The sequence below is a fragment of the Streptomyces sp. TRM70350 genome, from assembly GCF_019219825.1.
Taxonomy (GTDB): Bacteria; Actinomycetota; Actinomycetes; order Streptomycetales; family Streptomycetaceae; genus Streptomyces.
In genome coordinates, this window is sequence record NZ_JAHUXH010000026.1 from 25386 (window position 1) to 40559 (window position 15174).

General features: G+C 70.3%; 15 protein-coding genes and 3 tRNA genes. 8 read left to right on the plus strand and 10 right to left on the minus strand.

Annotation, left to right across the window (positions count from 1 at the left end):
• Positions 1–25: 25 nt before the first annotated feature.
• From KWI83_RS29155 to KWI83_RS29190, 8 genes are all read right to left on the minus strand, one after another.
• Positions 26–98 (minus strand) — tRNA-Gly (locus KWI83_RS29155).
• 23 nt (positions 99–121) lie between these two features.
• A complete protein-coding gene (locus KWI83_RS29160) occupies positions 122–724 on the minus strand; it encodes a response regulator transcription factor (protein WP_218517425.1) in 603 nt (200 codons plus the stop codon).
• 2 nt (positions 725–726) lie between these two features.
• Positions 727–1995 (minus strand): sensor histidine kinase, encoded by a 1269-nt coding sequence (locus tag KWI83_RS29165; protein ID WP_374106404.1) that lies wholly within the window; start codon positions 1993–1995, stop codon positions 727–729.
• Positions 1977–2741: an ABC transporter permease gene (locus tag KWI83_RS29170; protein ID WP_218517372.1), complete on the minus strand. Its 765-nt coding sequence runs from the start codon at positions 2739–2741 to the stop codon at positions 1977–1979. The genes KWI83_RS29165 and KWI83_RS29170 overlap by 19 nt, the downstream gene beginning before the upstream one ends.
• A complete protein-coding gene (locus KWI83_RS29175) occupies positions 2738–3697 on the minus strand; it encodes an ABC transporter ATP-binding protein (protein ID WP_218517373.1) in 960 nt (319 codons plus the stop codon). Before KWI83_RS29175 ends, KWI83_RS29170 begins: the two co-directional genes overlap by 4 nt.
• 143 nt (positions 3698–3840) lie before the next feature.
• Positions 3841–3916, minus strand: a tRNA-Gly gene (locus KWI83_RS29180).
• Between the two features lie 78 nt (positions 3917–3994).
• A tRNA-Gly gene (locus KWI83_RS29185) sits at positions 3995–4069 on the minus strand.
• A 124-nt stretch (positions 4070–4193) separates the two neighbouring features.
• Positions 4194–4511, minus strand: coding sequence for an Lsr2 family protein (locus KWI83_RS29190; RefSeq protein WP_218517374.1), 318 nt, complete (start codon positions 4509–4511; stop codon positions 4194–4196).
• Positions 4512–4822: 311 nt separating this feature from the next.
• On the opposite strand from KWI83_RS29190, the gene purS reads away from it, so the two are divergent.
• From purS to purM, 8 genes are all read left to right on the plus strand, one after another.
• Positions 4823–5086 carry a phosphoribosylformylglycinamidine synthase subunit PurS gene (gene purS / locus KWI83_RS29195; protein WP_189696117.1) on the plus strand — a complete coding sequence of 88 codons (264 nt, stop codon included), beginning with the start codon at positions 4823–4825 and terminating at the stop codon, positions 5084–5086.
• Positions 5083–5763 carry a phosphoribosylformylglycinamidine synthase subunit PurQ gene (gene purQ / locus KWI83_RS29200; protein WP_218517375.1) on the plus strand — a complete coding sequence of 227 codons (681 nt, stop codon included), beginning with the start codon at positions 5083–5085 and terminating at the stop codon, positions 5761–5763. Before purS ends, purQ begins: the two co-directional genes overlap by 4 nt.
• On the plus strand, positions 5760–8018 hold the full coding sequence (gene purL / locus KWI83_RS29205; RefSeq protein ID WP_218517376.1) for a phosphoribosylformylglycinamidine synthase subunit PurL: 2259 nt from the start codon (positions 5760–5762) through the stop codon (positions 8016–8018). Before purQ ends, purL begins: the two co-directional genes overlap by 4 nt.
• 17 nt (positions 8019–8035) lie before the next feature.
• Complete coding sequence (locus tag KWI83_RS29210) at positions 8036–8947, plus strand: hypothetical protein (RefSeq protein WP_218517377.1); 912 nt, start codon at positions 8036–8038, stop codon at positions 8945–8947.
• A 10-nt stretch (positions 8948–8957) separates the two neighbouring features.
• Positions 8958–9755, plus strand: a complete 798-nt coding sequence (locus tag KWI83_RS29215) for a maleylpyruvate isomerase family mycothiol-dependent enzyme (protein WP_218517378.1) — start codon at positions 8958–8960, stop codon at positions 9753–9755.
• Between the two features lie 57 nt (positions 9756–9812).
• Positions 9813–10625, plus strand: a complete 813-nt coding sequence (locus tag KWI83_RS29220; protein WP_218517379.1) for an META domain-containing protein — start codon at positions 9813–9815, stop codon at positions 10623–10625.
• 61 nt (positions 10626–10686) lie between these two features.
• Positions 10687–12213, plus strand: a complete 1527-nt coding sequence (purF, locus tag KWI83_RS29225) for an amidophosphoribosyltransferase (RefSeq protein ID WP_218517380.1) — start codon at positions 10687–10689, stop codon at positions 12211–12213.
• 43 nt (positions 12214–12256) lie between these two features.
• A complete protein-coding gene (purM, locus tag KWI83_RS29230; protein WP_218517381.1) occupies positions 12257–13324 on the plus strand; it encodes a phosphoribosylformylglycinamidine cyclo-ligase in 1068 nt (355 codons plus the stop codon).
• Positions 13325–13409: 85 nt separating this feature from the next.
• Here purM and KWI83_RS29235 read toward each other — a convergent pair whose 3' ends face one another.
• Positions 13410–13664, minus strand: a complete 255-nt coding sequence (locus KWI83_RS29235) for a DUF3073 domain-containing protein (protein WP_171117712.1) — start codon at positions 13662–13664, stop codon at positions 13410–13412.
• A gap of 303 nt (positions 13665–13967) precedes the next feature.
• Positions 13968–15068 (minus strand): Glu/Leu/Phe/Val dehydrogenase dimerization domain-containing protein, encoded by a 1101-nt coding sequence (locus KWI83_RS29240; protein WP_218517382.1) that lies wholly within the window; start codon positions 15066–15068, stop codon positions 13968–13970.
• Positions 15069–15174 lie beyond the last annotated feature (106 nt).

The window sequence follows — 15174 nt, forward strand, 5'->3', positions numbered from 1 at the left end:
AGCCGAAACCGGGAGGCTCATACAGAGCGGACGACGAGGCTCGAACTCGCGACCTCAACCTTGGCAAGGTTGCGCTCTACCAACTGAGCTACGTCCGCAGTGCGCCGGGGCGCGACAGCAACTATACCCAACCTCGCTCGCGAGCGAGACGCACAGCCGCATGCCGATTCTCCACCCCGAGCTTCGACACGGCCGACGACAGGTAGTTCCGCACGGTCCCCTGGGACAGCGCGGCCCGCTCGGCGATCTCGGCGACGGGCGCCCCGTCGGCGGCCAGCTCCAGCACCTCGGCCTCCCGCGCGGTGAGCGGGGAGTCCCCGGCGGAGATGGCGTCGGCGGCCAACTCCGGGTCGACGTACCGGTTCCCGGCATGGACGGTACGAATGATCTCCGCGAGCCGCTGCGCGCTGACCGTCTTCGGCACGAACCCCCGCACGCCCGCAGCCAGCGCCCGCTTCAGGTGCCCCGGCCGGCCGTGGCTGGTGACGATCAGCACCTGGCAGCCGGGCAGCTCGGCCCGCAGCGCTGTGGCGACCTTCACACCGTCGGCGCCCGGCATCTGGAGATCCAGCACCGCCACATCGGGCTCGTGCGCCCGGGCCATCGCCAGCGCCTCCGGCCCGCTCGCCGCCTCGGCGACCACGATGAGGTCGTCCTCCAGCGCCAACAGGGCGGCCAGCGCACCCCGGATGAGATGCTCGTCGTCGGCGAGCAGCACGCGCACCGTCACGAGGCCACCTCACGCACAGCGGCAGTCAACGGCACCTCCGCCACCACCCGGAACACACCCTGTCCGACCGGCCCGGCCTCCAGCGTTCCCTCCACGGCGGCCAACCGCTCCCGCAGCCCGGCAAGACCCGACCCCCCTCCCGCACCACTGGCCCCGGAAGCACCGTTGTTCTCCACCGTCAACACCACTCGCCCCTCAGCGACCCTGAGCCCCACGACACACAGCCCGGCATCCCCGTGCCGCAGCACATTGGTGGTGGCCTCGCGCACCACCCAGCCCAGCGTCGACTGCACCTCACCCGGCAGCCCGGCGGCCGCGCCCTCCCCGGACACCTCGCAGGCGATCCCGGCCGCCATCAGCACCCCTTGCGCCCCGGCGAGTTCGGCACCGAGGTCGGCCTCCCGGTAACCCCGTACGACATCCCGTACCTCCCGCTGCGACTCCTGCGCGATGCGCTGCACCTCGATCATCTGGTCCACGGCCTCGGCCCGCCCGCGCCGCGCCAACTGCACGGCCAGCTCGCTCTTCAGGGCGATCACGGCGAGGTTGCGCCCCATCACGTCGTGCATGTCCCGCCCGAACCGCAGCCGTTCCTCCGCGACGGCCAGCCGCGCCCGGGTCTCACGGGCGGTGTCGAGTTCGTAGACGGCGTTGAGCAGCCAGACGGAGAAGACGGAGGTGAAGGCGAAGAAGCCCATGGCGAACAGCACCGCCAGCGCCATGGCCAGCGCCGCCACGGCGGGGTCGCCCAGCGCGAAGGCCACCAGGCCGGTGCCCGCCGACAAGCCGAGCACCAGCCCCAGCACCCGGCGCCGACTGCGGATGCCGATCGTGATCGCCCCGACGCCGAAGGCCAGCAGACCGGCCAACAGCGTGCTCAGGGCGTTCCTGGCGTCATCGCCGGCCAGCCCACGGTCGACGAACACGAGCACGGTGACTGCGAACAGCGCGCTGACCGCCCCGAGCGCCCCCATCAGCCGCAGGGGCTGCGGGCGTACACCACGCGTCCAGTCCAGCGCCCGGGCAGCGACCACCGCGGCGAACAGGGCGTGCCCGCACACCAGCAGAAACAGCCAGACCGCGTGCGGCAGCCGCCCCTGACCGAGGACCGGGAGACCGAACAGCCCGACCTCGATCAGCGCGAAGAAGTGGAACGACCACCGCGTGTACGTCTCCACCTTCGCCGGCGTGCTCTTCTTGCGCCACCAGCTCCCCGGCCCGGACACCTGCCCGCCACTCCCCTCCGTCAGCGCCGCGGCTCCCACCGGAACCACCGCCGTACAGCAAACACGGCGACGACAGTCCAGGCCAGTGCCACCGCCACGGCACCCAGCGCCTCGGACACCGGCAGATCCCCGGTCCACGCGCCGCGCACCAGCGTGATGGCGGGCGTCAGCGGCAGCAGCTCGCACACCGAGGCCAGCCGGTCGGGCAGCAGTTCCAGCGGGACGACCATGCCCGAGCCGAGCATGGACACGAACATCACCGGCAGACTGGTCACCTGGGCACTCTCCGCCGTCCTGGTGAACGCGGCCGTGACCGCCGCCAGCGCCCCGCACAGCCCGAGCCCCAACAGCACACCGGCCACCGCGAGATGTGGAGCGGGCGGCGCCCCGAGGTCCATCAGGACCGTGCAGCCGGCCGCGAGCAGCAGGCACTGCACCAGCCCGATCCCGGAGGCCGGCAGCGCCGCCCCGACGAGGATCTCCCCGTCCCGCACCTCACCGGTGCGCAACCGCTTCAGCACCAGCTCCTCGCGCCGCACCACATACACATTGGTGAGCGCCGCGTAGACCGCGAAGAGCAGCGAGAACCCGATCGCGGCGGGCAGCAGCACGGTCCCGACCGTGAGACCGGCGTCCGCCAGATCCATCCCGACGATCGCGGACCGCACGCTCAGTGGCAGCAGAAGCGGTACGAGCACCGCAGTGACGAGCGTCGCCCGGCTGCGCCCCAGCAGGGTCAGCTCCGCCCGCGCGAGGGCGTTCATGCGTCCGGTGACCGTGGTCATACGGCCGCCACCTCCTCCTTCCGGTCAGCGGACATCCGCCCCGCGATCTGCAGGAACGCCTCCTCCAGCGAGGCCGACCGCACATCCAGCCTGCGCAGTTCGACCCCTGCTCCCCGGGCCCACACCAGCAACTCGGTGGCCGTCCGCTGCACCTCGTGCGTCCGCAGCCGTACGACCCGCCCGTCCACCTCGTGTCCGACGACCCCCAGCTCGCTCAGGGACGGCAGATCCCCGAGGAAGTAGCCCTCGGGGAGCTCGAAGGAGATCCGGGCCGGCTGGGATGCCGTCACCTCGGCGGGTGTCCCGGCCGCGGCGATGCGTCCCTCGTGCAGGATCGCCAGCCGGTCGGCCAGCCCCTCGGCCTCCTCCAGGTAGTGGGTGGTCAGTAGCACCGTCGTCCCGGTGTCCCGCAGCCGCCGGACCAACTCCCAGGTGTCCCGCCGACCTTCGGCGTCCAGCCCGGTCGTCGGCTCGTCCAGGAACAGCACCTCGGGCTTGCCGAGCAGCGCGAGCGCCAGATCCAGCCGCCGCCGTTCGCCCCCGGACAACTGCTTCACCCGGACGCCGGACCGCTTGCCGAGCCCGACCAGCTCCAGCGCCTCGTCCACAGGTCGCGCCCCGCTCGTACAGCCCGCCCACATCCGGACCGTCTCCCCGACGGTCAGCTCCGACGGAAAGCCGCCCTCCTGCAGCATCACCCCGGTCCGTGGCCGTACGGCGGCCCGCTCGGCGTAGGGATCGTGGCCCAGCACCCGCACCCGGCCCCCGGCCGGTGCCGCGAGGCCCTCCAGCAGTTCGACGGTGGAGGTCTTGCCCGCCCCGTTGGTGCCCAGCAGCGCGAAGACCTCGGCATGTTTCACGTGGAACGTGATCCCGCGCACCGCCTCGAACCCGCCCCCGTACACACGCCTCAGGTCGGTGACCTCGATCACGTGCTCGTGTTCGTCCGTGTTCATGGCTTCAGCATCCCGGCGGCGGAAACCCGGGAGCAGTGCGCGGTGTCATCACTGCACATGACAAATGTCAGAAGGCATAGAGGAGTTCGGGGTACACGGGGAACACGTCAAAAGCCCCGGTCGATGACCGGGGCCTTTCACAATGGAGCGGACGACGAGGCTCGAACTCGCGACCTCAACCTTGGCAAGGTTGCGCTCTACCAACTGAGCTACGTCCGCATTGCTCCCGATCAGCTTTCACTGACCGGTGCGAGCACCAGCCTACCTGATCCACAAGAGTGGTTGGTACGACGATGCTGGAGCGGGTGACAGGAATCGCACACTGCGCCTTCCCCCTGGAAGGGGGATGTTCTACTACTGAACTACACCCGCATAACTCCGTGAGCTGGGCTTTTCCGGCCCCGCCCCTCGGCGTGCTCCAGACTCTAGCTGATCACCTGGGGTGCTGTGCAAGTCGGTTGCTCCGAGGGGCGCGTGAGCGGCCGTCGAGCGCGGCTCACTGGGCCGCGGCGAACGCCTCGTAGACCTTCTTCGGGATGCGGCCCCGCGCGGGGACGTCCATCTTGTTGGCCTGCGCCCAGGCCCGTACGGCCGCCGGGTCGGGGGCGACCTCCGTCTGCCGGTAGGCCTTGCCCGACTTCGACCGCTTGCGGCCGGCCTCCACGTAGGGCGCGAGCGCCTTACGCAGTTTCCTGGCATTGGCTTCATTCAGGTCGATCTCGTACGACTTGCCGTCGAGTCCGAAGGCGATCGTTTCCGCCGCTTCCGAGCCGTCGATGTCGTCAAAGAGAGTGACCACGACCTTCTGCGCCACGAATATCGGTCCCTTCGTACGGCCGTCTATCCAGCTCAGCTGCGACGACGTGCCGAGTGTCGGCTATTTGCCAATTCATTTGTACAGTGCCCGGCAAAGCATTGTGAAGCCCGACTAAATCTCTCCGCGTGTCCCAACGCAATAGCTCTCGCGGGTGGATCTCGGATCTTTCCTGGAACTTTTCGTGAACACGCGCATGCCGATGCCTGACCGTGACCATCGATCCGTAGCTTCCTACAACTCTACCCGCGTAGAAATTTTGTGCGGGTAGTCTGAAGGAACCTGCTCAGCACCACACACCGGGAGTGCCAGTGGCACGCGTCGTAGTCGACGTCATGCTCAAGCCGGAGATCCTCGACCCCCAGGGCCAGGCGGTGCAGCGCGCACTGCCGCGCCTCGGTTTCGACGGCATCTCCGACGTACGTCAGGGAAAGCGATTCGAACTGGAAGTGGACGGACCGGTCGACGAGGCCGCGCTCGCCCGCATCCACGAGCTCGCGGAATCCTTCCTCGCCAACACCGTGATCGAGGACTTCACCGTCAAGGTGGAGGAAGTCGCGGAGGCCGTGAAGTGACCGCTCGTATTGGCGTCGTCACTTTCCCGGGCAGCCTCGACGACCGGGACACGCAGCGCGCGATCCGCCTCGCCGGCGCCGAACCCGTCGCCCTGTGGCACAAGGACAAGGACCTCAGGCAGGTCGACGCGGTGGTGCTGTGCGGTGGCTTCTCCTACGGCGACTATCTGCGCGCCGGTGCCATCGCCCGCTTCTCGCCGGTGATGGAGCCCCTCATCGAGCAGGCGAAGGCCGGACTGCCGGTCCTCGGCATCTGCAACGGCTTCCAGATCCTCACCGAGGCCCATCTGCTGCCCGGCGCGATGCTCGGCAACGACCACCTGCACTTCATCTGCCGCGACCAAAAGCTCCGGGTGGAGAGCGCGAACACCGCCTTCACCAGCGACTTCGTCGCCGGCCAGGAGATCCACATCCCGCTGAAGAACATGGACGGGCGGTACGTCGCCGACGCGCGCACCCTGGACATGCTGGAGGCGGAGGGCCGGGTCGTCTTCCGCTACCTCGACTTCAACCCGAACGGTTCGCTGCGGGACATCGCCGGCATCACCAACGAGGCCGGAAACGTCGTAGGCCTGATGCCGCACCCGGAGCACGCCGTGGAGCCGATCATCGGCACCGGCCGCACCGACGGTCTCCCCTTCTTCACCTCGATCATCAAGAAGCTGGTGGGCGCATGAGCAGGACGCCTCTGGACACGGTCGAGCACGCGGCCGCTACCCCCGACGTCGCGCTGCCCTGGGCCGAACTGGGCCTGAAGAAGGACGAGTACGAGCGGATCGTCGAGATCCTCGGCCGCCGCCCGACCGGCGCCGAGCTCGCCATGTACTCGGTGATGTGGTCCGAGCACTGCTCGTACAAGTCCTCCAAGGTCCACCTGCGCCAGTTCGGCGAGAAGGCACCCCAGTCGGACGCCCTGCTCGTCGGCATCGGCGAGAACGCCGGTGTCGTGGACGTCGGCCAGGGTTACGCGGTCACCTTCAAGGTGGAGTCGCACAACCACCCGTCGTACGTGGAGCCCTACCAGGGCGCGGCCACGGGTGTCGGCGGCATCGTCCGCGACATCATCGCGATGGGCGCCCGCCCGGTCGCGGTGGTCGACCCCTTGCGCTTCGGCGCCCCCGACCACCCCGACACCAAGCGGGTCCTGCCCGGCGTCGTCGCGGGCATCGGCGGCTACGGCAACTGCCTGGGCCTGCCCAACATCGGCGGCGAGGTCGTCTTCGACGCCTGCTACCAGGGCAACCCGCTGGTCAACGCCGGTTGCGTCGGCGTGATGCGGCACGAGGACATTCACCTCGCGAAGGCGTCCGGCGCGGGCAACAAGGTCATCCTGTACGGCGCCCGGACCGGCGGCGACGGCATCGGCGGCGCGTCGATCCTGGCGTCCGAGACCTTCGACGACGCCAAGCCCTCCAAGCGCCCCGCCGTTCAGGTCGGCGACCCCTTCCAGGAGAAGCTCCTCATCGAGTGCACCCTGGAGGCGTTCGCCGAGAAGCTGGTCGTCGGCATCCAGGACCTCGGCGCGGCGGGCCTGTCCTGTGCCACGTCCGAGCTGGCCTCCAACGGCTCCGGCGGCATGACGGTCGTCCTCGACGACGTACCCCTGCGCGACTCGACGCTCTCCCCCGAGGAGATCCTGATGAGCGAGTCGCAGGAACGGATGTGCGCGGTCGTCGAGCCGGGCAAGGTCGACCGCTTCCTTCGGATCTGCGAGAAGTGGGACGTCATCGCCACGGTCATCGGCGAGGTGACCGACGGCGACCGCCTGGAGATCTACTGGCACGGCGAGAAGATCGTCGACGTCGACCCGCGCACCGTCGCCCACGAGGGCCCGACGTACGAGCGCCCCTACGCCCGCCCGTCCTGGCAGGACGCCCTCCAGGCCGACGACGCGAACAAGCTGCCGCGCCCGGAGACCTCCCAGGAGCTGAAGGACCAGGTCCTGCGGCTGGTGGCGTCCCCGAACCAGGCGTCGAAGAAGTGGATCACCTCGCAGTACGACCACTTCGTGCAGGGCAACACCGTCCTCGCCCAGCCCGAGGACTCCGGCATGATCCGGATCGACGAGAAGACCGGCCTGGGCGTCGCCATCGCGACGGACGGCAACGGCCGGTACGCCAAGCTGGACCCGTACAAGGGCGCGCAGCTGGCCCTCGCGGAGGCCTACCGGAACGTGGCCACGACCGGCGCCAAGCCGCTCGCGGTCTCGGACTGCCTGAACTTCGGCTCCCCCGAGGACCCCGCGGTGATGTGGCAGTTCGCGGAGGCGGTACGGGGTCTGGCGGACGCCTGCCAGCAGCTGGGCACGCCGGTGACCGGCGGTAACGTCTCGCTCTACAACCAGACGGGCGAGGCGGCCATCCACCCGACGCCGGTCGTCGCCGTCCTCGGCGTGATCGACGACGTGGCGCGCCGCACGCCGGTCGCCTTCCAGGAGGACGGCCAGCTGCTCTACCTGCTCGGCGACACGCGCGAGGAGTTCGGCGGCTCGGCCTGGTCCCAGGTCGTCCACGACCACCTCGGCGGCCTGCCGCCCGAGGTCGACCTGGAGCGCGAGCGCCTGCTGGCCGAGATCCTGATCTCCGCCTCCCGCGACGGCATGATCGACTCCGCGCACGACCTGTCGGACGGCGGCCTGATCCAGGCGGTCGTCGAGTCGGCGCTGCTCGGCGGCAAGGGCGCCCGCCTGGTCGTCCCCGACGGTCTGGACGCCTTCACGTTCCTCTTCTCCGAGTCCGCGGGCCGCGCCATCGTCGCCGTCCCGCGCTCCGAGGAACTCCGCTTCACCGACATGTGCGGTGCGCGCGGCCTCCCGGCCACCCGCATCGGCGTCGTCGACGGAGACTCGGTGGACGTGCAGGGCGAGTTCGCACTCTCCCTGGGGGAGCTGCGCGAGGCGCACGAGGGGACGATTCCGGCGCTGCTCGCCTGAGCGTCGTCCATACGACCGTGAAGGCCCCGCCCGTTGCCAGGGCGGGGCCTTCACGTCGACTCCCGCGTGCTGACCGCGTACGGAAGTTCGCGAACGTACTGCTGTGCCTGGTCGCCGTCGCGGGCATCGGCCGGAGCGGCACCGATCTGTGGCGGTACTGGCAGGCCAGGCGGCAGATCGACGAGGCGTGCGCCGGACTCGTCCCGCCCGGCCGGGTGCTGGCCCCGTCCCCGGCGGGCGGCACGATCTCGCACCGGGTCGCCGACGAGGGCACGACCGAGCCGGCCGCCGGGCTGCCCCAGGACTGCGAGATCTTCGGCACCGAGGCGGGGGAGACGTACGGCACGGACAGCGGCGAGCGCTGGTCCTTCACCGGCGCGGTGGGTGCCCTGCCCGCGGACAGTCCCGTGGTCGCTGACGACCCGCTGGAGAACCTCGTCGATCCCTACGGCAGGCACACCTACCCCCAGCAGCCGCTCGGCGGCGGGATCACCGGCGTTCTCACCGACTCCGGGGTGGTCGTCCAGCTTCCGTGTGCCGAGGGCAAGGCGGACGGGCGGCCCGTCGGCGCACTGTGGGCGCGGGCCGAGCTGATGGTGGGATCGAAGTTCACCGACCACGGCCGGCTCACCGCCCACGACCGCGACATCCTCGCCGAGACCGCCGTCCTCACCGCCAACGGTCTCGCCGAGCGGCTGGGCTGCGCCGACCACCTGTCCGACCCGCCCCAGGACATACCCGCCCTGGCCGAGGACCCGCTTCCGGCCGACCGCGAGCCGCGTGGACCTCTCCGAGGCGGGCCGCCACGACGTGCTCGTCGAGCCGCAAAGACCCGGCCAGTGGTTCGTCTCCCTGCACTCCTACCTCGGCGAGAACGCGAGGAACGTCCATCTCACGGGCCCGGCCACGACGAAGCCCCCGAGCATTAGGCTCACCGCCATGCCCCCGGCCAAGAAGCGCACCCGCACCTACGACCCCGCCAGGACCCGCGCGGCCGTGCTGGCCCAGTTCGGCGCCGTCCGGGAAGCCGTCCGGACGCTCACGCCCGAGCAGCTCGCCCTGCCCACCCGCCTGGCCGACTGGACCGTACGTGACCTGGTCGCGCACACCGGGATGGCCCTCGCGGCCGTGACCAGGCTGCTCCGTGAGCCCGAGCCGGTGCGGCAGGACGCCCAGTTGCTCGACTGGCCCTCCGCCATCGCAGCCGACGCCCCCGCCATCGCCGACACCGCCCGTCACCTGGCCGAACAGCACCCCGACCTCGACGCGCACCTCGCCGCCGTCGAGCGGCGCTTCACCGCCGACCTCGACGCCCACCCGGGCGCCCGGCTGCTTCCCACCAGCGCCGGCGCGCTCCCCCTGGCCGACTACGTCGTCACCCGCACCGTCGAGCTGGTCGTCCACACCGACGACCTGAACGCCGCCGTGCCGGGGCTACAGATCCCGTACGACCGGCAGGCCCTCGCCGCGGCGACCCGGCTGCTCGCCGACGCGCTCGCCGCGAAGGCCCCCGGCGGTTCGACCGAGGTGCGGATCCCGCCGTACGCCGTGGTGCAGTGCGTCGAGGGGCCGAGGCACACCCGGGGCACGCCGCCGAACGTCGTCGAGACCGACCCGCTGACCTGGATCCGACTCGCGACCGGCCGCCTCAGCTGGCAGGAGGCGGTCACCAACGCCAAGGTGAGCGCGAGCGGGGAGCGGGCCGATCTGGAGAAACTCCTTCCGCTGATGTCGTGAGACCCGGTGATGTCCTGGGACGGGAACCAACCACCCCACCCGCCCCGTCGAAGCGGCATGTACAGGCAGAAGCAGCGCATCACCCTCACCGCGGCCGTCGCGCTCCTCCCCCTCGCCGCCGCCTGCGGCAGCGAGCAGGCGGGCAGTACGACCGCCGACGTCAAAAAGCCCGTCACGGGCGTTCACTGGGCCGTCGACAGCGTCACCGTCGACGGCAAGAAGCACGAGGCCCCCACCGACGCGCACGTCACGATTGACGAGAGCGGCACGGCCCAGGGCAACTACGGCTGCAACCACTTCAGCGCGCAGGCGTCCTTCGACGGCGACCGCGTCCGGCTCGGCGACGCGACGGTGACCGAGATGGCCTGCGCGGAGGAGCCCATGGCCTTCGAGGAGAACCTCGCCCGCACCTTGGCCGACGGCCCCCTGAAGACGGAGGTCAGCGGCGACCGCCTGACCCTCACCACGGGCGCGGGCGACACCGTCCGCCTGACGGAGGAGCGCCCGGCCCCGCTGTACGGGACGAAGTGGACGGTCACGACCCTCGGCGAGGGCGGCCCGGACGGGGTCGCCGAGCCCCTCCCCGAGGGCGCCGAGGGCACGGCGCACCTCACCTTCGACAAGGCCACCGGCACGGTCAGCGGCCGCCTCACCTGCAACAAGGTCAACGCCGAGGCCACCGTCCGCGACGGCCGCATCACCCTCGGGCCGGCGTCCACGACGCGCATGATGTGCGAAGCCTCACTCATGGCAGTCGAAAAGCGTCTCCTGCGTCTCTTCGACGGCACCGCGAGCTACCGCCTGGAGCACCGCACCCTCACGCTGACCAGCGAAAACGGCGAGACGGTGACGGCTGTCGCCGAGCGTTGACCCCTTACCGCCCGGTATCCCCAATTCGGACCAGTGGTCGACCTCGCCTACACTCGGTGGCGTGCCACGTGGTGACGGTCGACTCAATCACGATCTGCTTCCCGGTGAGAAAGGCCCCCAGGACGCCTGCGGCGTCTTCGGTGTCTGGGCTCCGGGCGAAGAGGTCGCAAAGCTCACGTACTTCGGGCTCTACGCCCTCCAGCATCGGGGTCAGGAATCCGCGGGAATCGCGGTCAGCAACGGCTCCCAGATCCTCGTCTTCAAGGACATGGGCCTGGTCTCGCAGGTCTTCGACGAGACCTCACTCGGCTCCCTGCAGGGACACATCGCGGTCGGCCACGCCCGCTACTCCACAACCGGCGCCTCGGTGTGGGAGAACGCCCAGCCGACGTTCCGCGCCACCGCGCACGGCTCCATCGCGCTCGGCCACAACGGCAACCTGGTCAACACCGCCCAGCTCGCCGAGATGGTCGCCGACCTGCCCAAGCAGGACGGCCGTACCACCCGGGTCGCCGCCACCAACGACACCGACCTGCTGACGGCCCTGCTGGCCGCCCAGGTCGACGCCGACGGCAAACCGCTGACCGTCGAGGAAGCCGCCCCCGTCGTGCTGCCGCAGGTCAGGGGCGCCTTCAGCCTCGCCTTCATGGACGAGCACACCCTGTACGCCGCCCGCGACCCGCAGGGCATTCGCCCGCTCGTCCTGGGCCGCCTGGAGCGCGGCTGGGTCGTCGCCTCCGAGACCGCCGCCCTGGACATCGTCGGCGCCAGCTTCGTCCGCGAGGTGGAGCCGGGCGAGTTCCTCGCCATCGACGAGAACGGCCTGCGTTCCTCCCGATTCGCGGACGCGAAGCCCAAGGGCTGTGTCTTCGAGTACGTGTACCTGGCCCGCCCCGACACCGACATCGCCGGCCGGAACGTGTACCTCTCCCGCGTCGAGATGGGCCGCCGCCTCGCCAAGGAGGCCCCCGTCGAGGCCGACCTGGTGATACCGACCCCGGAATCCGGCACCCCGGCCGCCATCGGCTACGCCGAGGCCTCCGGCATCCCGTTCGGTGCGGGCCTGGTGAAGAACGCGTACGTCGGCCGTACGTTCATCCAGCCCTCCCAGACCATCCGCCAGCTCGGCATCCGGCTGAAGCTGAACCCGCTGAAGGAAGTCATCAAGGGCAAGCGGCTGGTCGTCGTCGACGACTCGATCGTCCGCGGCAACACCCAGCGCGCCCTGGTCCGCATGCTCCGCGAGGCCGGCGCCGCCGAGGTGCACATCCGGATCTCCTCGCCGCCGGTGAAGTGGCCGTGCTTCTTCGGCATCGACTTCGCCACCCGCGCCGAGCTCATCGCCAACGGCATGACCATCGACGAGATCGGCACCTCGCTCGGCGCCGACTCCCTGGCGTACATCTCCATCGACGGCATGATCGAGGCGACCACCATCGCCAAGCCGAACCTGTGCCGCGCCTGCTTCGACGGCGAGTACCCGATGGAGCTCCCGGACCCCGAGCTGCTGGGCAAGCAGCTCCTGGAGACCGAGCTGGCGGCCGGGCCCGCCGCCACGGCTGCCACGGACGCGATCCGCCGCCCGTAGGCGCCCGTCACACCTGCCGTACGACACGAAGGTTCTCATCGCCATGTCTGAGACAACTGGTGCCAGCTACGCAGCTGCGGGCGTCGACATCGAAGCGGGCGACCGCGCGGTCGAGCTGATGAAGGAGTGGGTGAGGAAGACGCAGCGCCCCGAGGTCCTCGGCGGCCTCGGCGGCTTCGCCGGCCTCTTCGACGCCTCCGCCCTCAAGCGCTACGAGCGCCCCCTGCTCGCCTCCGCCACGGACGGCGTCGGCACCAAGGTCGACATCGCCCGGCAGCTCGGGGTCTACGACACCATCGGCCACGACCTGGTCGCGATGGTCATGGACGACATCGTGGTGTGCGGCGCCGAGCCGCTGTTCATGACCGACTACATCTGTGTCGGCAAGGTCCACCCCGAGCGGGTCGCCGCCATCGTCAAGGGCATCGCCGGGGGCTGTGTGCTGGCCGGCTGCGCCCTGGTGGGCGGTGAGACGGCCGAGCACCCCGGGCTGCTGGGCGAGGACGACTTCGACGTCGCCGGCGCCGGTACGGGCGTGGTGGAGGCCGACCGGCTGCTCGGCGCGGATCGTATCCGAACGGGTGACGCGGTCATCGCCATGGCGTCCTCCGGACTTCACTCGAACGGGTACTCGCTGGTCCGGCACGTGCTGCTGAACCAGGCGGGCCTGTCCCTCGACGCCCACATCGAGGATTTCGGCCGCACCCTCGGCGAGGAGCTGCTGGAGCCGACGAAGATCTACTCGCTGGACTGCCTCGCGCTCACCCGCACCACCGAGGTGCACGCCTTCAGCCACATCACCGGCGGCGGACTCGCGGCCAACCTGGCCCGGGTGATCCCGGACGGCCTGCACGCGATCGTCGACCGCTCCACCTGGACACCGGCGCCGGTCTTCGACCTCGTCGGCAGGACCGGTGACGTCGACCGCCTGGAGCTGGAGAAGACCCTCAACATGGGCGTCGGCATGATCGCGATCGTCCCGGAGGAGTCCACCGAGGTGGCCCTCGCCACCCTGGCCGACCGCGGGGTCGACGCATGGGTCGCCGGTGAGATCACGGACCGGGGCGAGCACACGACGGGCGCGGCCCTCGTGGGGACGCATTCACACTAAAAGCGCCGTCGGCTGACGCCCTGCGGGCAGCACAGAACCCGGTCGGTGACCGAGGTCACCGACCGGGTTGCTGTTCAGTGCAAGGTCAAGCGCCGCGACGGTGACGCGAGGACTCGTCGTCCTCGTCCTCGTCGTCGTCCTCATAGAGGTCGGCGTACCGTGCGTACAGGTCGTCGTCGTGCTCATCGTCCTCGAACCGGTCACCGTTCGTGTTCGGTGACGTGTTCGACGTTGATGCGCCCAGCTCCTCGGCCAGGCGTGAGAGGTCCGTCCCACCGCTGTTGTACTTCAGCTGGCGGGCGACCTTCGTCTGCTTGGCCTTGGCCCGGCCGCGCCCCATGGCTCGACCCCCTCAACGACGGGGCTCGACGGCCCCAGAGTCTTGACACGCGTTCATGATCCGGAACGGGCTCCCCGTGGAGAGACCGGTCCGTAGGGCTTCCACGGTACCTGAGCCCGCGCCCATACGGTACGTCGCCCGCAGCACGCGCGTGTGCCCAGAACCTTTGAGGCGCCCTGTCCTCGCTGGTCAGTGGCGATTTTAACCACTTATTGGCGGACGACCCGCCGGTCGAAGTGAGAGTTCTCTCCAACTGTCCACCGGCAGGTACCGCTCCATCCCACGGATGGGCCCCGCGGAACGTCACCATCCGCGGGCCGCGCGACCCTCCGCCATCCGCTGTTCGGCGATCCGGTCGGCCGCGGCGGCCGGCGGAATCCCATCGTCCTTCGCACGTGCGAATATGGCCAGCGTGGTGTCGTAGATCTTGGCCGCCTTCGCCTTGCACCGGTCGAAGTCGAAGCCGTGCAGTTCGTCGGCCACCTGGATGACCCCACCGGCGTTCACCACGTAGTCGGGCGCGTAGAGGATCCCGCGGTCGGCGAGGTCCTTCTCGACACCCGGGTGGGCGAGCTGGTTGTTGGCCGCGCCGCACACCACCCGCGCGGTCAGCACCGGAACGGAGGAGTCGTTCAGCGCCCCGCCGAGCGCGCACGGGGCGTAGATGTCGAGGCCCTCGACGCGGATCAGCGCGTCGGTGTCGGCGACCGCCGTGACGCTCGGATGCCGCTCCGTGACCCGGCGTACGGCCTTGGCGCGCACGTCCGTGACGAACACCTCGGCGCCCTCCGCCATCAGGTGCTCCACCAGGTGGTGGCCGACCTTGCCGACGCCGGCGATGCCGACCCGGCGGCCGCGCAGCGACGGGTCGCCCCACAGATGCTGGGCGGACGCGCGCATGCCCTGGTAGACGCCGAAGGCGGTGAGGACGGAGGAGTCACCGGCGCCGCCGTTCTCCGGGGAGCGCCCGGTGGTCCAGCGGCACTCGCGGGCCACGACGTCCATGTCGGCGACGTACGTACCGACGTCACAGGCGGTGACGTACCGGCCGCCCAGCGAGGCCACGAACCGGCCGTAGGCCAGCAGCAGCTCCTCGGTCTTGATCCGCTCGGGGTCGCCGATGATCACGGCCTTGCCGCCTCCGTGGTCCAGCCCGGCCATGGCGTTCTTGTACGACATCCCGCGCGCGAGGTTGAGCGCGTCGGCGAGGGCCTCGGCCTCGTTCGCGTACGGATAGAAGCGGGTACCGCCGAGCGCGGGGCCCAGGGCGGTGGAGTGGATGGCGATCACGGCCTTCAGGCCGCTCGCGCGGTCCTGGCAGAGCACGACTTGCTCATGACCGCCCTGGTCCGAGTGGAAAAGGGTGTGCAGTACATCAGCAGGTGCGCCGGTTACGTCGGTCACGGTGGTGACTCCTGAGGTAAAGAGCGGCGATCGGACGGGGTCCCGTGCGGGTGGCGGGGCCTGTGAGCACGAGATTAGAGCCTCCGGGCCGCGCCGACCGGGCAGT